Raw genomic sequence first — 21,630 nt, 5'->3', positions numbered from 1 at the left:
ATTCATATTGTACAGGCTGAGCTATAAATTTCTAGCTATAATTCAGCTGTTCTATATACTTAGACAACAAGATAAAGGAGATGTAGATTATTTATGAATCAAAATGATTTGCGTGTTATAAAAACCAAACGTGCATTATCCCAATCACTCTTTCAATTGCTTGAAGAGAAGATGTTTTCAAATATCACTGTAAATATGATCTGCCAAACAGCACTGGTTCACCGCACTACTTTCTATAAGCACTTTTATGATAAATACGACCTATTAACCTATTTGATGAATGATATTACACAAGACTACTTTGAAACAGACATCCGAGAACGTATCAGACAGCCTTTCCAATCACTCAATATTTTCATGAGCCACCCTGTAGACAAAATCGATATTAAACAGCGTCATGACAAAGAATTCTTTGAAACGGTCACGTCTTTATTTATTCAAAAATTGCGCCAAGATATTATCGATAACGAAGATAAAATCGAAATTCCGAATGAAGTCCCGATTGAACTTGTCGCACGTGTCTTCGATTCAGTGATTACAGCTATCGGAGAATGGAATTATCAAAGCGATTTCGATGAAAACTGCAGCTTATTTTCTATGGAGTATCCAGAAAAGCTCGATAAAATCTTTAACCAACTCGTCAATATCAAGTTAAAACAATAAAAAAATCAGAACGCACATTATGACATTGTTCATCATCATGCGTTCTGATTTTTATCTTTATTTCATTTTCTTTTCTTATTCTTGCTTCTTTTCTTGTTCAGCTTGCTTTTGTTCTTTTGCTTTCTTTATCTTTTCTTCTTTCTCTTGTTTGTACGTTTCACCATAAGGCACAAACTTCAATTGAACCTTATTTGGAATGTGCCAATATTGTTTAAAGACACGCTGTGTTTCTTCAGACCATGGCGAAGTATGCTGCGTATATGCTTCAAAGGGCAAGTTTTCGACAGTAATGACTTGTCCTTTTTGTGCATGTGCCGCTTCATCTTTCAGCTTTTCAATACGTTGATGATTCGTATAGGTCATAAATGAAAAGACGCTTAGGAATAAGAGACTCGAAACCAATGCGATACTGCCGAAAATCACAGTGGTTCTTCGCATCGGCAGATGTATTTGTTTCAACAATGTCAGTAAGACAATCACCCATAATAAATAGACAAAATAAAAGCTTCTTGGTCCGACCGGAGAAACAACAAATAACGGCAGTTCCACTATAACAATCGAGGCGAAACAAAAATATACCGTCAATAACGCCGGTCTCGGCAAACCGACAAAGTAAACACCGATTGCTATTGCACAAAAGTAAATCAAACATACACTGCTGTTCAACAAAGCAATCCATGGCACATGTACCATGTCAGTCAGTTTAAAGCCGTCATAAACAATGTATTTATAAACCGTAAAACATACAATTCCAAGTGTCAGTATGATTTTATAGCGCGCTGCCAAATTCAAAAACTTCGGACTATGGTAAAGGACATAAAGCAATACCAAAGCCAGTACCGTTAAGAAAACTCCACTCGTGAAATAGCCATGATACGGAATCGTTCTCAGCATCGTTTCTATCACTTTATCAGACAGCGACGTCGCAGCCCCTACTTTTTGATAAGACGTATTGCCGCTTAACATATTTAAATAATTCGGATTACTGAACATGATGACTGATCCAATACAAGCAAAGCCTAATCCTATTAATAACTTAGTATTGATTTTACGATACATCATCCAATATACAATTAATCCCACACCGATAATCGCCATATTATAAAGTGTCACAGACTCCATTAATAACTGTCCTGCAAGACAAGCGAGATAAAACAAAATAAGTTCAATCTTTTGGTAATGCTTAGGCTGCTGGCCGCGATAGGTCACAATTTGAATCACCATGCCTAAAATTACTAAAGCACATAATGCACTGGTCACATAGTTATTGAATCCGGCAAACCAAGCGTATGTTTGTTTGAAAATCGGATTCGGCATCAACAATAACGCTGTAAAGGTCATGACTAAAAAAGCACGGCTGTTATCTTTATGTATCAGCCGCAAAATCATCCATAATACCAGCATTGAGACGACTGTATACACAACCATCCGCAGCAATAAATTTCTGACGACTAAAATTTCTAATATATTACCGATATAGCGCCCATTCAAATCCTCAAAATGACGATTGAATCATTGATCAAATCCCGTCACATACCATTCCCAATCGTCTTGTGCTAATGGAATCACTGACGCAAATACAAAATAAAAAGCTGCAATTAAAATAATGATGACATATTGTTTTTGCTGTTTTAAAAAATTCATGATGCCATGCTCCTTGTTGTTTTAATATAATCAAATACTGAAGTGAAATTCATACCGGGAACACTTCCTTACTGACAATTTTTGTTTTTAATAGTAAAATTATTTATTATCAATAGAGTCAACTAAAAAACATCATTTTCAACCTATAAGGAGCCAACACATCATGATTATACAAATCAGTTTATATCTCTTCATCGGCCTTATCTTTACTATTTTGGATTTATACTTCATCCGGCGCGAAACGCGTATTATGAAATGGATAACTGCCTTTTTATTTTATACTGTGCTGATCAACACAGTATTATTAGGGACACTGATACTGTTATTACATAAACCTAATGCCTTATTGCCGAAACTCTATCATAGTTTCTTTGCGTTAGAATATAGCGCAGCAGCCTGTGCCATCGGATGCCTGCTTTGTTTGATTCAGCTCCTTTTGACACAGCGTCTCGTTTTGAAAGCATCCGCTGTCAAACGCCCATGGGCTGATTTTGTCATCCGTCTGGTGATTGTACTTTCTGCTTTTATCGGATGCTTTGCGATTTTCTTTGCGGATTGGTGGCTGGAAAGTTTCGGTCAAACAAAACCGGATGCCTTCTTGCATCAGCTGCATAACCGGATAACCGGTCAGCAAAAAGATGCTTTGAAAGGTTTGTTGCTGAGTCCTATGTTTAGAGCGCTGTATGTCACAATGCCTTTCTTGTTCATTGTGTACTTCAACCGCTTCAACATTAATTGGAACGGCCGTACCCGCTGTTTCACTTTAATTCCAAGCAAATGGATTCAAAACGGTTTAGCCGCCATCGCATTTGCCTTATGCATCTCAGGTATCTGGTATATCTGTTATGCGCTTCACTTCATACAAGTTCTGAAAAGCATGTTCTGATGAATCGGTTTTCCAGGTCGCAAAAGGTCGTTGCAGTACTGTACTTACAACGACCTTTTTCATTTGTCATAACAGCTATGAAATTAATAAATTATGCTTATTTGCGTTTAAAACGCTTCAAGATATTCTTTGCAATCTGCTGCTCACTTTGATTCATAATCACGAGCCATAAGACTGCCGAATACAGCATAGAATATATAATGATATTGATACCTAAAATTACTAAACCTTTGCCTAATGCTTCCGCTATCCATTGATAAATGAAATAATATATCGCTGTCACAATTAACATCGGCAGCCATATTTTACCCATTTCAAACCAGAAACGATACATATTCAAACCGATTTTATAGTGGTAATACCAGTTCATAATCAGCGTATAGCCGATAAAGCTGAAACCAGCAATCGAAATCGATACACCGTAACCGCTGTATTTCGGTGCTAATAATGCGGCGGCACCCATTGCTAAAACAAGTGTGACCGCAAGTGCAATGAAACGAAATGTTTGGCGGTTATGTGCTTGAATAATACTGACAGCCGGCAGTTGCGAAAGTTGGAACGTAATCGTAAACATTAAGAGTACTGTCATAATATAAGCTGGACGAAAATCAGGTCCTGCCCAAATGACAATGAAATTCTCACCGAAAATCACAAATCCAGATAGAATAAAGGATAGAACGATTAACTGAATCCGGCTGATTCTAACCATTTGTTTCAATAATCGATCATTATCTGCACCTTCTACAACCAGCATTGAAAACCCTGGAAACGTGACGTTATTGATAGAAGTTGCGAACTGTTGGAAAATCTTAACAAACTGTACGGCAATTACATATATTGCGACGGCGACAGTACCGTTAATCGCACCTAAAATCATTTGTCCTGAATTCAGTGTTAATTGCTCGATAGCAATTGAAAACAACACTAAACCTAAATACAGATTCAATTGTTTCTGTTGGCTTAAGTGCGAGATAGAGAGTGCACCTTTCCAATCAAAGCGGATAGCGACTTTGCGTTTGCATAAAATCATACCTAAGAAAATACATGCAAAGTTCACGATTAAAGTGATTAAAATAATCGTAACGGCACCATAGCCCATCAATAAGAAAGGTGTCGCTAAAATCGATGGTGTCACGACACGAATCAGCAGCATACTCTTTGCGATTACAAAGTATTCATATGCTTGCAAAATACCGTTAAAGATACCCGGATAAAATGAAATCATAATATTGATGATAATAAAGATTAACATCAGCTTTAATTCAGAGAGCTGCTTAGGTGCTAAAGCATTGCCGAAGACTGCCTCTGCATTAAAGTACAGCACGATACCCATTAATCCGACTATTAATGAACACAAGAAATAGATATTCAAGATATTACCAAGAATACGTGCTTCTTGTGCTTTCGAGCCTTTCACTCGATTTTGCGATAGGAATTTCGCAATGGTATTACCAAACGCCAAGTCCATAATATTCAAATAGACTAAGAAAGATAATACTAAGTTATACAATCCATATTCCGAAGTGCCGAGTGTTCTGATAAAGAAAGGTGTATACAGTACTGCGACTAAAATATTTCCGAATATAGATATGTAGGATAAAACCGCTCCAGCTCTTCTTTGATTCATACTCATAACTCCTGTTTACGGTGATTGCGGCGTCGATTGAGATACGGACGCAAGACACGTTCTAAACCAAAGATGACAATCACTGTGAAAATGTTCGCGGGTGAAAAAGTATCAATAATAAATGCGATAGTACTTGCACGCGGAATGAATAACATCATACGCGCCATAATCAGTGCTGCCGCAATAAACATAATATGTTTAGCAGTAAGCATGCGTGTAAATAAAGCGATGAGAATCCCGATTATCAAACTCGCAAACATCATGCCAACATAACCGAAATCATGATACGTTTCCGCAACGAAACTTGAACCATAGCCTACACCCTTTAAATACAAATCCTTCATAATGACATAGGAAATAGTATGAGAATATTGGTAGCCGTCTAAAGCACGTTCAACAGATTGGCCTGACCAACCGCCTTGGCCGCCCGTCAAATTGCCCCAAATATTAAATACCGCATATTCTGTCAAAGGACCGATGGAATAAATCTTATCTGGAATTTCTTTAGCTTTTTCAATCGTATAACCGATAACATTCACACTGATACCTTGTGAGAAGAAGAATGACAGCAATGCATCAAAGAAACCGCCTTCTGTTTTAGTACCGCCGCGGTTGTTTCCGACAAAGTTCATAACCGCAAGCAAAATCGGTGCCAATACGACACCTGTAATAATCGTCTTCTTGCCGAACCATTTGTCTGTCTGTGTATCTTTAGCCAAACGGTTGCGGTAACAGAAATAGATAAAGAGTATCAGCACATCCAGCATAAAGTCAGATCTTGAACCTGTCATAACGGATAAACTATCCACAAGCAAAAAGGCCGCAATCGCAAGCCATGCTTTCTTCTTTGCCGGTAAAGTCGCAAGGTAGATAAAGAATGCGACCGGGAACATTCTGCTGATTAATACAAATGCGCCTGGCAAGTTAGACTTAAAGTTAGAAAAGAATGCATAGTACCCTTGTGCTTGTGATGCTTGAATAGCTTCAGCTAAGTAAACCAATTTGAAGACAATCGCAACCGCAAACACAAACAAGCTGATGGTTCTGATATTTTGTTTATACTTTGTCTCTATCGGTTGGAACTGATCGAATCCGCGATGTACTTCGCGATCTAACAGTGCATAGCCTAAGAAAAGACAAAACAGACTTAAACTCAACATGATTAAAATATTGAAGATAATGGATTGATCTGTAAAATATGTTCCCAGCAACTTAAAGTCTTTCTCATGATAATGGAAGAGTTTGCTTACGACCATTCTTCCCATTAAGAAGACAAAGAAGGTCACATTAAACATAAAGAAGATGACCCGCTGGTTGAAGGATTCCAATCCATATATGATATTGTTCAGAAAAAATAATAAGAGCGCACTGAATAACAGCGTAATATTCGAGAAAATAATGCCCAAGGCGAGCATAATTACCGCAATGCCCAGTATGCTCCATCTTAATAATCTGACCAAACTTCCACCTACTCACTCATTCATTACTTATTTGTGATTGATTACCTCATTAAAGTCTTGTCTCTCGTTGTGTCATAGGTGTAGTTCTGATACATCTCACAAAAATGCATAGACTTCTTTCCACCAATTATCCCAACCTGCCTCTCCAAGTACTGTATCGCCGTACTTTCGCGTTACCTTTGTGCCAATGCATGTGCAAACGCTGTATATAATGTTTCAGAATCACTGAGTGTCTGCCATGATTGATACGCACCTTGTGCATAATTGTAATATGCTTCATCTGAAAGGTTGATGAAATATTCAATTGCTTCAGCTGCATCATCTGGATTTAAAGCGTCGCTGATCAGCAAACCATTTTGTTCAGGTTTTACAATTTCTGACGTACCGCCTACATCTGACGCAACGACAGGAATCGCATTCGCCATCGCTTCCATTACAGACACCGGCACACCTTCAGATTCAGACGTGTTCAAGAACAGTGTCGGGTTATGGTCATGATACCATTTTCTGACTTCAACGTTTGGTAAGCGCCCAATCAATTCATATTGTTCGGGCTTTAATTTTTCCTTTGCCAGTTCCGCAATCTTTTCAGCATCAGGGCCGTCTCCGATATGTACCCACTTAAAGTCATAACCTTTTTCGCTTAATTGTGCGAGTGCATCGATAATGACATCTAAGCGTTTCAGTTTGCGGATTGTGGAACAGCTGACAAACAAGTTAGGCTTGCGTTCTGAGACTTGGAAGTCCCCTTCTCCGACTCCTAACCGTCTTGTTTCGACTTTATCCGCATACTTCGGAAACTTTTCTCTCAAGTAGCGTGTGCTCGTATCTGAAACAGGAAAGAGTGCATCGACACGTGCCAGCATGCTTTGGCGCATCGGCAAGAAGCTGAAAGGTTTAATATAATCATTAACATCATAGCCGTGGCCTCTGGAAATAAACGGAATCGATGCATCGCCGTAATAATCATGTTTCAGCTTCGCACCTAAATTGGCTGTAATATAAAACCAGTAACTATAAATATACAATTGCGTAGTGCCGTTATTTTCAGGCAGCAGATGCGAACGTACTAAATCTTGATAGATAGCATCTGTTCTCGCTTCGAAATAAAGATTGTACATCCACTTATAGGGATTTAAAGACCCAGCATTTTCACCGATGCCTAACACACGATGATGTTTCAGCAGAATATTCGGTGCTGTTTTGAAAAAATTGACCGCTTTATCTTTTAAACCTTGCGGAAAAGGCAAATCTAATACCGTTGCCTCATCCGGCACTTCGCGTGTTAACTTCATCTTAGGGCTGACCATTGTGGGAATAATAATGATATGATCAAATGCTTCAGCAAGATAATCTATTTCTTCTTCTAAATACTCCTCGCCTTTATAATACGGGAAGTAATTGGTTAACAGAATCAATTCTTTTCGCATGGGTTCTATTCCTTTCTTACTTCTGATTAATATTCTTTTGAAGCAGCACAGTTGAAATCGTCTTATAAATCACAAACGCATCCATTGTAAAGCTTACATTCGCAGCATAAAAAGCATCTAAACGCATGCGTTCTTCCATTGATGCACTATTGCGCAGTAACGCTTGTGTTAAGCCAGTAATACCGGGTTTCACATGAAACTTTGTCTTATAGTAATCCGGGTAGCGGTGTTCATTGCCTAACGGACTTGGACGCGGACCGACAAAGCTCATGTCGCCTTTTAACACATTCAATAATTGCGGTAATTCATCAATACTTGATTTACGCAAGAATTGTCCAATCTTTGTGACACGCGGATCTTGGTCGCTGTTGAACGTACTGCCGTCTGCGTTTCTGATATCTTCAGCATTTTCTTTCATCGTTCTGAATTTATGCATCTTAAACGGCAGCATCCCTACACCCAGGCGTTGCCCGTTATATAAAATACTGCCTTTATCTTCTTTCTTAATCGCAAGACTGACAGGCAATGCGACAACAATCAGTATCGGCAATAACGCAATAAACAAAGCTACATCCAGGATTCTTTTAATATTTTTCTGGTAACTCATCGCTTAGTCGCTCCATTTCTTGATAAATTTCTTGCTGCGCCTGTAAGAAACTATATTGCGGCACAAAGCTGATTTCAGCCTGTGCTTTTGTCCCATCCATATAAGACGGTGTAAAGAAATCAGGCACATCTTCATCTTTACGTTCTATGCCGGCTTGATTATGAAAGGCTTCATTAATCTGCTGGGCTGCTTCTAAGTTGGTTAAAGCTTCGCTGCCTTTGACATTAAGGACTAAGGATGACGGCGGTTGTACTGCAGTTTGCCAAATGGCTTGTGCAGCATCTTTTGCATATAAGAATTCACGCGGCACTGTACTTTCTCCCATCACTGTCAATGGTTTGCCTAAACAAGCCAAGCGCATAAAATAATTGATCATATAATTATTCTTTTCATTCGCACCGAATAAATGCGAGAAGCGCAGGCAAGTCGTATTGAGCTGCTTACGTTCTCTATAGTACGCCGCAAGTGCCTCAACATACCCCTTGTTTAAACCGTACAATGATTTAGGCACATCTTGTTTCGCATCTGACTCTTTCCACGGCAGTGTTGTTTCATCTGCGTACACTGAAATCGAAGATGCGACAATAACGTGCCGGCACTTTTTAGCTATTGCGGCTTCAAAAATATTCTGCGCCATTTGAAGTTCGGATGTATACGTGCTGATTTCAGCGGTCGGACCTCTGTTTCCGGCTAAATGTACAATGACATCGCCTTCTTGAAAGACCATTTCAAGCGAACCTTTTGTATAATCTGTTTGAATACGCTGTGCATCATCATTGCCTTGGCGAGACAATACTGTATAGTCTTCGCCTTTTTCTTCAAGCAATGTTGTGAAGTATCTGCCTAATAAACCTGTCCCGCCTGTAATTCTGAATGCCATTTAATTGTCCTCCTTTTTAAGAGGATAGATATAAAAACCTACCTTGTCATAGACGCCATTGACCGGGCGGATGTGGTCGCCTTGATGATAATAGCGATAACTTTCTAATGTCCCATCCGGTGTAGTGAATTGGTCGTAATCAATCGCTTGATTCGGCGTTTCGCACATGAATTCCAGCACAATCGGCTGTACCGTATACGGCGTTATGAATTCTGGTGTCTCTCCATCCAGCAAATGTTTGAATGTCTTTTCCAGCAATTCGTCTTGATTATAGTATTGAATTAATTTATGCATATGGCAACCATCAAAGCGCGGTGTGATTTCAATAATAAATGCTTCATCATCCATGACTTTCACTTGCGCATAGACGGGTCCATTATCTATCTTCAAAGTTTCAAGATGTGCTTGGATAGCTTGTTGAATGGAATCCAGCGGATAATCATAATCCGGATCAATAATATGCTTATGAATCAATCCTGGATGCTTAGGCCAAGTTTCGCGCATAGATACTAATGTAAATTCCAGCTTCCCATTAACAACATAACCATTGACGGAAATTTCATACCCATCAATATAACGTTCGATAATTGCCGCACCTTCTCTTGAATGCTCCACCGCAAATTGAATCGCATCCGGTAAATCTGATGGCTGTTCAACAAGCGTGATACCGCGTTGGCCTTGACCATCTGTCGGTTTGACGAACACGGGATAGTCTATTTGTGTTTGATGCTTTGGATCTGTAGTAATTTCAAAAGGTACAGACCCTTTGATCCCCTTTGTCTGCGCACGCATTTCATCTTTATGATTACAAGCATAAGCTGTTTCATAGCTTACAAAATGCGGTAAATCCAATGCTTCAGATAATTGATTAGCGACAGGCATTGCTAAATCAGAACCGACAGAATATACTGCATCGATACCATGTTCAGTGATATACGCTTTGACTGCTGGCTGATCAATGATATTAATTTCGCTGAAGTAATCCGCTTGATCTGCACCTGGACCATCTTTCTTCATCGCAATCGCATGTGTTTCATAACCTAAGTCATTCAGCTTTTCAATCGCTTCTGCTTGTACAGGTGCCACACCTAAAATTAAGACCTTCTTCATACTAATACCCCGCCGACTGCTTCATTGACTTGCTGAACGATAAATTCTACTTGTTCATCTGTCAGCTGCGGATATAATGGCAGCGTCAATTCGTTAACATAGTGCGCATAAGCATTCGGATAGTCTTCAATATTGAAGCCGTAGGCTTGGTACACTGAAAACATCGGTAAAGGTTTGTAGTGTACATTCGTTGCGATGCCTTGCTCTGCCAAACGCTGAATAATATCGTTGCGCTGTGCTTCAGTTGCGCCTTTTATCCAAGTGATATAAAGGTGGCAGCTGGACTCTTTATCATTATCAAAATGCTTTAATGTCTGAATAAATTCAGGATTCAAATGCGCTTCATACAAACGTACGATTTCTTTACGGCGGGATAAATTATCCTCGTATTTGCTCAGCTGATCTAATCCGATTGCCGCATTAATATCTGTCATATTAAATTTATAGCCAAGTTCAGTAATGTCATATTCCCAGTTGCCTTTTTGCATTTTAGATAACGCATCTTTGCTTTGGCCGTGCAGAATAGATGTTTTGAACAATTTCGGCAGATTGTAGCCATCTGCTTCATAATCTCTCGTCCAAGTCACGGCACCGCCTTCAGCTGTTGTCAGGTTCTTCACCGCATGGAATGAAAACGTAGTGAAGTCCGCAAAACTGCCGCTGCATCTTGTACCTTTTCTCGCACCAAATGAATGTGCACCATCATCAATAATCGCAATACGGTTTAATAAAGCATGTACAGGATTTTCAGTGCTGAACAAGTCTTGTTTGCGTTGTACAATTTCAAAAATTTTATCATAATCGCACAATTGTCCTGCAATATCTACAGGAATAATGGCTTTTGTACGCGAAGTGATTTTAGATGCTAACTGCTCATAGTCCATTTCTAATGAGTCTTCTTGCGTATCGACTAATACAATCTTCGCACCAACATGCGCAATGATAGATGCTGAAGCTGTATACGTATACGCTGATGTAATCACCTCATCACCCGCTCCGATGCCTAACAAACGTAACGTGACTTCTAAAGCTGCTGTCGCAGAATTCATTGCGACTGTACCTGATGTTCCCATGTAGTCAGTCAAAGCCTCTTCAAATGCTTGTGTCTTAGGACCCGTTGTGATCCATCCGCTTCTTAATGTTTCAACGACACTTTCAATTGCCTCTTCAGAAATTTGTGGCGGGCTAAATGGTATTTGCATATCTATCTTCTCCTTTATCCTCTAACTATTATCTCTTGCAAACAATAAGAAGAAATAATACTCCGAACATTTGCCAATGAGGTGCTTCATATCTATGTACATATATCAGCGACTGTTTTCAAATCTGTCTCTTTTATTAAGATTTGTACTCATTTTCGTAATAACTCCGCAAATATTCTGATTAGATATTATGTTCCAATTTAGTAACAGTATAATCCACCAACTAAAAAGTATTCAAGCAATATTCGTAATCAAAATTATTATTTAACAATCCTAAATTTAGAATTACATGACATTAATAAACTAATTATAAAATCAATATTCACTTAACAAACTTTACATGCAATTAACAAAACCGCACACCATTTTCCAATATCACAAAAAAGAAGACGCCCTTTGAATACAAAGGACGCCTCAGCTTACTTATTCGATTTTACTACTATTATCTTACTGGTCTTTATTATCTTTCTTGCGGCGTTTGCCGAATAACAACCAAGCACCTAGTCCTGAAAATAATGTTCCGAATAATGTTTTCTTCACATCATCTTGACCAGTATCAGGCAATACCTTATCTTTCGCTTTCACGATTACACTGCCTGCACCCTTAGATTTTACTTTACGGTCATCTTTTGAAGGTGTGCCTTCTTTTTCAACATGCCCTTCTTGCACCTCTGTCCGTTGCTCAGTTGTTTGAGGTTCAGTTGGTACTTTAGGTGTATCGATAGTGCCTTCGCTTTCACTTGGCGGTGTCACACTTGGTGCAGATGGCTGCTCTGGTGTACTTGGTACTTCTGGTTGTTCCGGTGTACCCGGTTCTTCCGGTTGTTCAGGTACTGCACCTGTACCGCGTTCAATAATTCTGTCTGTTTTCTCAATCACGATAATAGATGTTGTATCCGGATTGATCAGTTCTCCAGTCTTAGGATCTACACCGTAAACTGTTGTTGTTTGTTTTTGACCTGTCTTACCGATTTGAACTTCGTATTCTGTGCCGACCGGCAAGTTCGGATTATCTCTGTAGATTGTTTCAAATGGTATATCTTCTACGACTACCACTTTTGTTCCGACACTGATAACTCTGTCTTTAGGCAGGTTGTTCGGATCATTCGGGTCGCCTGGTGTGCCTTCTTCTATAACTTGTGTTTCGCCTACTGGTAAATCAAGGTTCGGTTTATAAGTTACAGAAGGTGCGACAGGGCCGTATTCTACAATGCGATTCACCGGTGTTTGTGTGATTGTTTCTTTTGTTGTCGGATTGATTAATGCACCTGTAGTTGGATCGACTTCGTACGTTGTCGTTGTTTGGCTTGTACCTGTTTGCCCTTCTTGTGCAACATGGTTCACTGTGCCGACAGGCAAGTTTGGATTGTATCGAACTTCCGTTTCAAATGGAATCGCTGTCGTTGTCTGTTCAACATTATTGATTCCGATAACTTCATTAACTGGCGGTGTAGTGATTTCGGTAACCGCTTCTTTGCCAGGTGCTTTCGTTGTTGTTTCAATGCCTGGCTGTCCTGGTGTTGTCACTGTTTGTGTACCAATCGGTTGTGATAGGTCTGGTTTCGGTTCGTAAGTTGTTTCTGGCGGGATTTCTGTTGTGACTGTAGATGTCGTTCCTACACCGATTTCGATAATTCTGTTTTGTGCTGGCGTGCGTGTTGTTGTATTTGAAACAGGATTTTCTAATATACCCGTTTCAGCATTTACTGTATACGTTGTTGTTGTTTCTGTTTGTCCTGTCACACCTGCTTGTATTTCATTTTGCGTACCTTGAGGCAAGTCAGGATTTTCTCTGTAAATCGTTTCGAAAGGTACATCATTCGTTGTTGTTTGTGTTGTACCTTTTTCAACCACTTGAGTGACTGGCGGTACTTTAGATGATGTGACATCTGGATTGATTAAAGCACCCGTAACCGGATCGACTTCATACGTTGTTGTTGTCGTCAATATACCGTCTTGTCCTGGCGTTACCACATTTTCATAACCGACAGCTTGGTCAGAAGGTACATATTGTGTGTCGTAAGCAATCGGTTCAGATTCAGTCGCCATATTGCCCACTTTCACAATTGTTTCTGTCGGCGGATTATTCGGATCATTCGGATCCCCTGGTGTACCTGGAATCGTTTCAGTTTCGCCATATGGCAGACTTGTATCTGGTTGATACACTGTGCCGCCTGCGACTGGTCCGTATTCCACAATACGCTGTGTCGGATTCACTGTTGTTGTCTCAGATTGCGGATTGCTTAAAGCGCCTGTTTCTGGGTCGACTTCATACGTTGTTGTCGTAGTGATTGTGCCGTTTTGTCCTTCTTGCGCCACATGATCTGTAGTACCGACCGGCAGGTTAGGGTTGTATCTGACAATTGTGTCATACGGAACTGTTTGTGTTGTCGTATCCACATTGTCGACACCGATAACTTCATTCACTGCCGGCGTTGTGATTTCAGTGACTGCAGTTTTGCCAGGTTCTTTCGTTGTAGTTGAGACGCCTGGTACACCTGGTGTCACCACATTAGTCTCTCCTGTTCCGGCATTCGGATCTGGGTTTGCGACATATGTTGTCTCAGGAGGAATTTCAGTTGTTGTTGCCGCTGTTGTGCCGCCACCGATTTCAATGATTTGGTCTTGTGTTTCTGTTAAGACTTTATCTGTTGTGATTGGGTGTTCTAATTCTCCTGTTTGCGGATTCACTGTGTAAGTCGTTGTTGTTTCTGTCAATCCTGCAATACCTGGTTGAATTTCATTTTGTGTACCGACAGGCAAGTCAGGATTTTCACGGTAAATCACATTGTAAGGGTTGTCTGTTGTTGCGACTTGGATTGTACCTTTTTCAACCACTTCATTCACAGGCGGTGTTGTTGTCGTTGTGATTTGCGGATTGCTTAACGCACCTGTTGATGGGTTTACTGTATACGTTGTTGTCGTAGTAGTTGTACCTGTTTGACCAGGTGTTGCTACATTTGTATACGTTGTCGGCTGTGCAGCACCTGTATAAGTTGTACTGTAAGGCACTTGTTCAGTATCTGTTGTGACATTGCCGACTTTCACAATCGTATCTGTCGGCAAGTTATCCGGGTCGTTCGGATCGCCTGGTTGTCCGGGAACTGTCGTAGTTTGACCTGCTGGTAATGTCGCATCAGGCAGGTAAACAATACCGCCTGCGACTGGTCCGTATTCCACAATACGATTCACCGCATCAATCGTTGTCGTTTGTGTTGTTGGATTCAATAATGCGCCTGTTTCCGGATCTACTTCATACGTTGTTGTCGTTGTGACTGTACCGTTTTGACCTTCTTGTGCCACATAATCTGTTGTGCCGACAGGCAGGCTCGGATTGTAGCGGATAATTGTGTCATACGGTACTTCTGTTTCTGAACGTTCAACGTTATTGACACCGATGATTTCATTTACAACTGGAAGCGTCACTTCTGTCACCGCTTCTTGACCTGGTACTTTCGTCGTCGTTGTTTCTCCTGCTTGTCCAGGTACTGTAACCGTTTGTTCGCCGATAGGCTGCGTAACATCTGGATTCGCTTCATATGAAGTTGTCGGCGCAATCGGAGTTTTCGTAGATGCTGTGACACCTGTTCCGACCTCGATAATACGTTGTTTCGCTTCTTGTGTTGTCACGGTTGTTGAAGTTGGATTTTCAAGTGCACCTGTATCTTGATTCAACGTATAAACTGTTGTTGTTTGTGTTGTTCCGACACTGCCTGCTTGAAGTTCATTTTGCGTACCTTCAGGCAAGTTCGGATTTTCTACATAAACTGTTTCATACGGTAAATCAGATGTAGCGACTTGTGTCGTACCTTTTTCAACGACTTGTGTCACTGCAGGTGTCGTATTCGTTGTGACAATCGGATTCAATAATGCACCTGTTTGCGGATCTACATCATAAACTTTTGTCGTTGTTGTCGTACCCTCTTGGCCTGCGACTTTCACATTTTCATAACCGACCGCTTCAGTAACCGGAACATATTGTGTATCAAACGGCAATACGCTACTTTCGGTCATCTGATTACCGACTTTCACTACTGTTTCTGTCGGCGGATTATTCGGGTCGTTCGGGTCGCCTGGTGTACCTGGAATTGTTTCAGTTTCGCCATACGGCAGGCTAGTATCCGGCTGGTAAACTACAGTACCTTCAACCGGACCGTATTCAATAATACGATTCACTGGCGCTGTTGTACTTTCAGTTGTCTGCGGATTGTACAGTGTACCTGTTGTTGCATCAACTTCATACGTTGTCGTGATAGTCGTTGTACCGTTTTGTCCTTCTTGAACTACTTGATTCACTGTACCGACTGGTAAATCCGGATTATAGCGCACAATTGTGTCATAAGGCTGTGTCGTTGTTTGTGTATCTACATTATCGACACCAATCACTTCATCTACTGCAGGTGTAGTGACTTCAGTAACCGGATCTTGACCTGGTACTTTCGTTGTTGTTGATTCGCCTGCCACACCTGGTGTTAATACTGTGTGGTCGCCAGCGCCTGGGTCAGTATTTGGATTTGCGACATAATTCGTGCTAGGCGGAATTTCATTTGTTGTAGTTGTTGTCGTACCGACACCTACTTCGATAATTCTTGTTTGCGCACTCTGCAAGACTGTTGTTTCAGATGTCGAATTCTCTAATGCGCCGGTACCTGCATTCACTTGATATGTCGTTGTTGTTTGTGTTGTTCCGACAATACCTGCTTGAATTTCGTTTTGCGTACCGACTGGTAAATCTGGATTTTCTCTGTAAACCGTGTCATATGCAATATCCGTTGTCGCAATTTGAATTGTGCCTTTTTCAATCACTTGTGTTGTTGCGGGTGATGTTGTCGTTGTAGTGACTGGATTTTGCAGTGCACCAGTTTTTGGATCTACTTTTTACGTTGTCGTTGTTGTTGTCGAACCATTAACGCCTGGTGTTTGTACATTCGTATAAGTCGTCGGCTGATCCACTGCTACATATTGTGTGTTGTATGGTACTGGACTTGTTTCTGTTGTCACATTACCTACTTTAACTACTGTATCTGTCGGCAAGTTATTCGGATCATTCGGGTCGCCTGGTGTTCCTGGCACTGTTGATGTTTGTCCTGCCGGCAACGTTGAATCAGGTTGATAAATCGTACCGCCTGCGACTGGACCGTATTCCACAATTTGTGTCACTGGGTCAATCGTATGCGTTTGTGTTGTCAGATTAGATAACGCACCTGTATTTGGATCGACTTCATATGTTGTTGTCTCAACTGTGGAACCGTTTTGACCTGCTTGTGCAATATAATTTGTTGTACCTGTCGGCAAGTTCGGGTTATAACGTTCAATCGTATCGTACGCAATTTCTGTTTCTGTTTGCGTCACGTTATTGACACCGATGACTTCATTAACCGGTTGTGTTGTTACCACAGTTTCTGCAGGTTGTCCTGGTGCTTTCGTTGTTGTCGATTCTCCTGGCACACCTTGAGTAATCACTGTTTGTTCGCCAATCGGCTGTGTCACATCCGGCTGCGGCTGATAGCTTGTTGTCGGCGCAATCGGTGTTGTTGTAGATGTTGTCACACCTGTACCGACTTCGATAATACGATTTTGAGCTTCTTTTGTTGTGACAGTATTCGTTGTCGGATTAGATAATACACCTGTTTCAGGATTGACTGTATAAGTCGTTGTTGTTTGTGTTTGTCCGACAATGCCTGCTTGTACTTCATTTTGTGTACCTTGCGGCAAGTCTGGATTCTCTACATAAATCGTTTCGAAATTCACTTCATCTGTCGTCACTTGCGTTGTACCGACTTCAATGACTTGTGTCGTACCTGGTGTATTGGATGTCGCAGTTTGCGGATTTACCAATTCGCCGGTATCTGGATTAACCTCATAAGTGGTTGTCGTTGTAGTGGTACCATCTTGTCCCGGTGTTAATACATTTTCATAGCCGACCGCTTCATTGACACCTACATAACGTGTATCGTACGGCACTGTTGTTGTATTGATATCCACATTATCGACACCCACCACTTGATCGACTGCAGGTGTTGTTTGTGTCACAGGTGCTTGACCTGGTTCTGTCGTTACAGTTTGAGAACCAGCTTGTCCAGGTGTCAGTACAGTTGTACCGCCAATACCTGCATCACTGTCAGGATCAGCAACGTATACTGTTTTCGGCGGAATTTCTGTTGTTTGTGTCGTTGTCACACCTGTACCGCGTTCAATAATACGGTCTTGTTTTTCAACTAATGTTGTCGTTACAGATACACCGTTTTCTAATAATCCAGTTGTCGGATTCACGCTGTACGTTGTTGTCACTTCTTCATGTCCAACCACACCTGCTTGGACTTCATTCTCAGTTCCTACAGGCAAGTTCGGGTTATCTCTGTAAATCGTATCGTACTGAATATCATTCACTGTGACTTGTTTCGTACCGATTTCAATCACTTGTGTCACAGGTTCAGTTGTTGCTGTGGTTGTCGTTGGATAAATCAACGCACCTGTATTCGGATCCACTTGATATGTCGTTGTCGTCGTTGTTGTACCATTTTGACCTGTTGTCGCAACGTTTTCATATCCAATCGGCTGATCTACTGCTACATATTGTGTATCGAACGGTAATGTTGTTGTTTGTGTATCGACATTATCGACACCAATCACTTCATTAACCGGCGGTGTTGTTACAGTTGTGACTGCGTCTTGTCCTGGTTCTTTGACTGTCGTAGACTCTCCTGCAGCACCTGGTGTGATGACTGTTGTATCTCCTGCGCCTGGGTCAGGGTTCGGTGCTGCTTCATACACTGTTTGCGGCGGAATCACTGTTGTTTCTGTCACCGTCACACCTGTTCCGACTTCGACAATTCTGTCTTGTTTCTCTGTTAAAGTCACTGTATTTGCGATCGGATTATACAATGCGCCCGTTTCAGGATTCACAGAATAAGTCGTTGTCGTTTGTGTTTGCCCAATGATACCCGCTTGGATTTCATTTTGTGTACCTTGTGCTAAATCTGGGTTCTCTCTATAGATTGTCGTATAAGGAACATCTGATGTTGTCACTTGTTGTGTACCGATTTCAACCACTTCTGTCACAGGTTCAGTTGTTGTTGATGCTGCAACTGGATTGCTTAAAGTTCCTGTTGCTGGATCTACTGTATACGTTGTTGTTGTCGTCGTTGCACCATCTATACCTGCTGTTTGTACATTAGTATAGCCGGTTGGTTGAGTAACACCGACATATTGTGTGTCATGCGGTAATACTGTTGTTGCTGTATCCACATTGCCAACGTTAACAATCGTATCTGCAGGCAAGTTGTTCGGGTCATTCGGGTCGCCTGGTGTGCCTTCTGTTGTCGTTGTTTGCCCGATTGGAAGACTTGGATCTGGCTGATAAATAATTTCTCCTGCGACAGGACCGTATTCAATGATTCGGTCAGTCGGTGCTGTTTGTGTCGTTTCAACAACAGGGTTCAACAATGCGCCTGTATTCGGATCGATTTCATATGTTGTCGTTGTTGTTGTGACACCGTTTTGTCCTTCTTGTGCGACTGCGTTGGTTGTACCGACAGGCAAGTTCGGATTATAACGTTCAATCGTATTGAAAGGAATCGGCTGTTCAGCTACATCCACGTTATCGACACCAATCACTTCTGTCACTGGTTCTGTCGTTGTTGTAGTAACCGCTGGTTGACCTGGTTCTTTCACAGTTGTAGAAACGCCCGGTTGTCCTTGTGTCACAATTGTTTGATCACCTACACCAGCATCTGTATCAGGGTTGGCTTGATATGTTGTAGACGGAGGTATCGGCGTCGTCGTAGATGTTGTAACACCTGTACCGACTTCAATAATCTGGTCTTGTTTTCCACAAGCGTTGTTGTGGTATCGACTGGATTTTCAAGTGCGCCTGTTTCAGGGTTCACAGTATAAGTTGTAGTTGTGATTGTTGTACCGTCTTGACCTTGCGTTTGTACATTCGTGTATGTTGTCGGTTCATTTACCCCAACATACGTTGTGTCATACGGTTGTTGTGTCACATCTGTTTGTACATTACCGACTTTAATAATTGTATCTGTCGGTAAGTTATTCGGATCATTCGGTTCGCCTGGTGTTCCTTCAACCGTTTGTGTTTGATTGTAAGGAACATTAGCATCCGGCTGATAAACTGTACCGCCTGCGACTGGCCCGTATTCTACAATTTGGCTGACTGGCGGTGTCGTCGTTGTAGAAACTTGAGGATTCGATAATTGTCCTGTATTCGGATCCACATCATAAACTGTTGTCGTCGTTGTCACACCATCTTGGCCTTGCTGCACAATCACATTGGTACTGCCGACTGGTAAATTCGGATTATAACGTGTGATAGTGTCAAAGCTTTGCGTACTTGTTGTTGTGTCCACATTATCGACACCAATCACTTCATTCACCGGTTCAGTCGTTGTTGTCGTTACTGCTTCTTTGCCTGGTTCTTTTACCGTTGTCGCAACCCCTTCTTGTCCTGGTACCAAGACTGTTAAGTCGCCTGTACCCGCATCTGCATCTGGGTTAGCTTGATAAATAGTTTCAGGCAATATTGGAGATGTCGTACTTGTTGTGACACCTGTACCGACTTCAATGATTTGATCTTGTTTGTATTGCGTTGTCACTGTATCAGATGTCGGATTTTCCAACGCACCTGTTTCAGGATTAACTGTATATGTTGTTGTCGTTTGTGTTTGTCCTGTTACACCTTGTTGTACAACGTTTTGTGTACCTTCAGGCAAATCAGGGTTCTCTTTATAAATCGTGTCATAAGCTACCGTATCAGTCGTAACTTGAACTGTACCTTTTTCAACGACTTGTGTAATCGGCGGTACTGTTTGAAGCGTTGTGACTGGATTAGATAAGGCACCTGTATTCGGATCGACATCATACGTCGTTGTTGTCGCAGTTGAACCTGCTTGTCCTTCTGTTCTGACATTCGTATAATCTGTCGGCTGACTGACACCTACATATTCAACATCATATGGAATCGGCGCAACCTCATGTGTTGTGTTGCCGACTTTAATAATAGTATCAGTAGGCAAGTTATTCGGGTCGTTCGGATCTCCTGGTGTACCTTCAATCGTCGTCGTTTGATTATAAGGCAAGCTTGGGTCTGCTTGATAGACCGTGTCTCCTGCGACTGGACCGTATTCCACAATTTGTGTTACTGGCGGTGTTGTTTGTGTTGAAATTTGCGGATTCGATAATTGGCCAGTATTCGGATCTACATCGTATGTTGTTGTCGTTGTTGTTACGCCGTCTTGACCTTGTTGTGCAATCACATTGGTACTGCCGACTGGTAAATTCGGGTTATAACGTGTGATAGTGTCAAAGCTTTGCGTACTTGTTGCTGTGTCTACATTATCGACACTGATCACTTCATTTACCGGCGGTGTTGTCACTTCTGTGACTGGGTCTTGACCTGGTTCTTTTGTCGTTGTAGCTTCACCTGGTGTACCCGGTGTGACTACTGTTTGATCCCCTGCACCAGCATCTGGATTCGGGTCAGCTACATAGCTTGTTGTCGGCGCAATCGGTGCTGTTGTAACTACAGTTGTACCTGTACCTACTTCCACAATACGATCTTGTTTTGCGATAGTAGTCGTATCTGCAGATGTCGGATTTTACAACGCACCTGTCTCAGGATTAACTGTATACGTAGTCGTTGTTGTCGTCTCCCCTGTAATCCCTGCTTGCAATTCATTTTGAACGCCTACAGGCAAGTCAGGATTTTCTTGATAAATCGTGTCATAAGCAACAGGTGCTGTCGTATTTGAATTTGTTTCTGTTGCTGGTGTTTTTGTCGTTGTTGAATTTGATTCTTGCGTTGGTGCTGCCGTATCAGGTGTAGGTTCAGATGTGCCTGCCGAACTTTCACCAGCCGGTGCTTCTGTTGCCGGTGTCTGCTCAGCCGGTGTTGTCTCTGTACCAGTCGATGGCGCAGTTTCAGTCGTCGGTGCTTCTGTTGTTGGCTGGCTCTCTGCAGCTGGTTGGCTTTCTGCCGGCACTGTTGTATCTGATGGCGCAGTTTGCGTCTTTGGTTCAGGTGTTGATGCACTGTCTGTTGTTGGTGTTGCGGTCGGATCAGTTGAACCTTCACTGCCGCTGCCAGTACTTGAATCACTGCCTGA

13 protein-coding genes and 1 pseudogene are annotated in these 21,630 nt (G+C 41.6%); 2 read left to right on the top strand and 12 right to left on the bottom strand.

Annotation, left to right across the window (positions count from 1 at the left end; all coding sequences use genetic code 11):
- The first annotated feature begins 93 nt into the window (after positions 1–93).
- Positions 94–663 carry a TetR/AcrR family transcriptional regulator gene (locus MUA90_RS01745; RefSeq protein ID WP_262587937.1) on the top strand — a complete coding sequence of 190 codons (570 nt, stop codon included), beginning with the start codon at positions 94–96 and terminating at the stop codon, positions 661–663.
- Between the two features lie 75 nt (positions 664–738).
- Here the strand turns inward: MUA90_RS01745 and MUA90_RS01740 are convergent.
- Both MUA90_RS01740 and MUA90_RS01735 read right to left on the bottom strand, forming a co-directional pair.
- Positions 739–2,157: pseudogene (locus MUA90_RS01740) on the bottom strand (DUF6056 family protein); the annotation flags it as partial.
- 18 nt (positions 2,158–2,175) lie between these two features.
- Positions 2,176–2,307 (bottom strand): hypothetical protein, encoded by a 132-nt coding sequence (locus MUA90_RS01735; protein ID WP_262587936.1) that lies wholly within the window; start codon positions 2,305–2,307, stop codon positions 2,176–2,178.
- A gap of 163 nt (positions 2,308–2,470) precedes the next feature.
- Between MUA90_RS01735 and MUA90_RS01730 the strand changes: the two genes are divergently transcribed.
- Positions 2,471–3,193, top strand: a complete 723-nt coding sequence (locus MUA90_RS01730) for a hypothetical protein (protein WP_262587935.1) — start codon at positions 2,471–2,473, stop codon at positions 3,191–3,193.
- Between the two features lie 97 nt (positions 3,194–3,290).
- Here the strand turns inward: MUA90_RS01730 and MUA90_RS01725 are convergent, their stop codons facing one another.
- The 10 genes from MUA90_RS01725 to MUA90_RS01680 all read right to left on the bottom strand — a co-directional run bounded on the left by MUA90_RS01725 (position 3,291) and on the right by MUA90_RS01680 (position 21,075).
- On the bottom strand, positions 3,291–4,820 hold the full coding sequence (locus tag MUA90_RS01725; RefSeq protein ID WP_262587934.1) for an oligosaccharide flippase family protein: 1,530 nt from the start codon (positions 4,818–4,820) through the stop codon (positions 3,291–3,293).
- Positions 4,821–4,822: 2 nt separating this feature from the next.
- Complete coding sequence (locus tag MUA90_RS01720; RefSeq protein WP_262587933.1) at positions 4,823–6,280, bottom strand: O-antigen polysaccharide polymerase Wzy family protein; 1,458 nt, start codon at positions 6,278–6,280, stop codon at positions 4,823–4,825.
- Between the two features lie 173 nt (positions 6,281–6,453).
- Positions 6,454–7,710, bottom strand: a complete 1,257-nt coding sequence (locus MUA90_RS01715) for a glycosyltransferase (RefSeq protein WP_262587932.1) — start codon at positions 7,708–7,710, stop codon at positions 6,454–6,456.
- Positions 7,711–7,726: 16 nt separating this feature from the next.
- Positions 7,727–8,317, bottom strand: a complete 591-nt coding sequence (locus tag MUA90_RS01710) for a sugar transferase (RefSeq protein WP_105994102.1) — start codon at positions 8,315–8,317, stop codon at positions 7,727–7,729.
- Positions 8,295–9,197 carry an NAD-dependent epimerase/dehydratase family protein gene (locus MUA90_RS01705; protein WP_262587931.1) on the bottom strand — a complete coding sequence of 301 codons (903 nt, stop codon included), beginning with the start codon at positions 9,195–9,197 and terminating at the stop codon, positions 8,295–8,297. The genes MUA90_RS01710 and MUA90_RS01705 overlap by 23 nt, the downstream gene beginning before the upstream one ends.
- Positions 9,198–10,307: an ATP-grasp domain-containing protein gene (locus tag MUA90_RS01700; RefSeq protein ID WP_262587930.1), complete on the bottom strand. Its 1,110-nt coding sequence runs from the start codon at positions 10,305–10,307 to the stop codon at positions 9,198–9,200.
- Complete coding sequence (locus MUA90_RS01695) at positions 10,304–11,509, bottom strand: DegT/DnrJ/EryC1/StrS family aminotransferase (RefSeq protein WP_262587929.1); 1,206 nt, start codon at positions 11,507–11,509, stop codon at positions 10,304–10,306. The genes MUA90_RS01700 and MUA90_RS01695 overlap by 4 nt, the downstream gene beginning before the upstream one ends.
- A 447-nt stretch (positions 11,510–11,956) precedes the next feature.
- Positions 11,957–16,315, bottom strand: coding sequence for a G5 domain-containing protein (locus MUA90_RS01690; RefSeq protein ID WP_262587928.1), 4,359 nt, complete (start codon positions 16,313–16,315; stop codon positions 11,957–11,959).
- A 72-nt stretch (positions 16,316–16,387) separates the two neighbouring features.
- The gene (locus tag MUA90_RS01685) at positions 16,388–19,216 is read right to left on the bottom strand and encodes a G5 domain-containing protein (RefSeq protein ID WP_262587927.1); all 2,829 of its coding nucleotides are present in this window, start codon (positions 19,214–19,216) and stop codon (positions 16,388–16,390) included.
- Positions 19,217–19,230: 14 nt separating this feature from the next.
- The gene (locus MUA90_RS01680) at positions 19,231–21,075 is read right to left on the bottom strand and encodes a G5 domain-containing protein (protein ID WP_262587926.1); all 1,845 of its coding nucleotides are present in this window, start codon (positions 21,073–21,075) and stop codon (positions 19,231–19,233) included.
- Positions 21,076–21,630: the final 555 nt, after the last annotated feature.

It is taken from the genome of Staphylococcus sp. IVB6181 (assembly GCF_025561445.1).
In the GTDB taxonomy this organism is placed as follows: domain Bacteria; phylum Bacillota; class Bacilli; order Staphylococcales; family Staphylococcaceae; genus Staphylococcus; species Staphylococcus simulans_B.
Note: the sequence above shows the minus strand (reverse complement) of the source record. Positions and strands in the feature narration are given on the sequence as shown.

Coding starts and splice junctions, on each gene's coding strand:
- MUA90_RS01710 (WP_105994102.1), bottom strand. CDS start 8,317: ATGAGTTACCAGAAAAATATTAAAAGAATCCTGGATGTAGCTTTGTTT.
- MUA90_RS01730 (WP_262587935.1), top strand. CDS start 2,471: ATGATTATACAAATCAGTTTATATCTCTTCATCGGCCTTATCTTTACT.
- MUA90_RS01705 (WP_262587931.1), bottom strand. CDS start 9,197: ATGGCATTCAGAATTACAGGCGGGACAGGTTTATTAGGCAGATACTTC.
- MUA90_RS01735 (WP_262587936.1), bottom strand. CDS start 2,307: ATGAATTTTTTAAAACAGCAAAAACAATATGTCATCATTATTTTAATT.
- MUA90_RS01725 (WP_262587934.1), bottom strand. CDS start 4,820: ATGAATCAAAGAAGAGCTGGAGCGGTTTTATCCTACATATCTATATTC.
- MUA90_RS01695 (WP_262587929.1), bottom strand. CDS start 11,509: ATGCAAATACCATTTAGCCCGCCACAAATTTCTGAAGAGGCAATTGAA.
- MUA90_RS01715 (WP_262587932.1), bottom strand. CDS start 7,710: ATGCGAAAAGAATTGATTCTGTTAACCAATTACTTCCCGTATTATAAA.
- MUA90_RS01745 (WP_262587937.1), top strand. CDS start 94: ATGAATCAAAATGATTTGCGTGTTATAAAAACCAAACGTGCATTATCC.
- MUA90_RS01700 (WP_262587930.1), bottom strand. CDS start 10,307: ATGAAGAAGGTCTTAATTTTAGGTGTGGCACCTGTACAAGCAGAAGCG.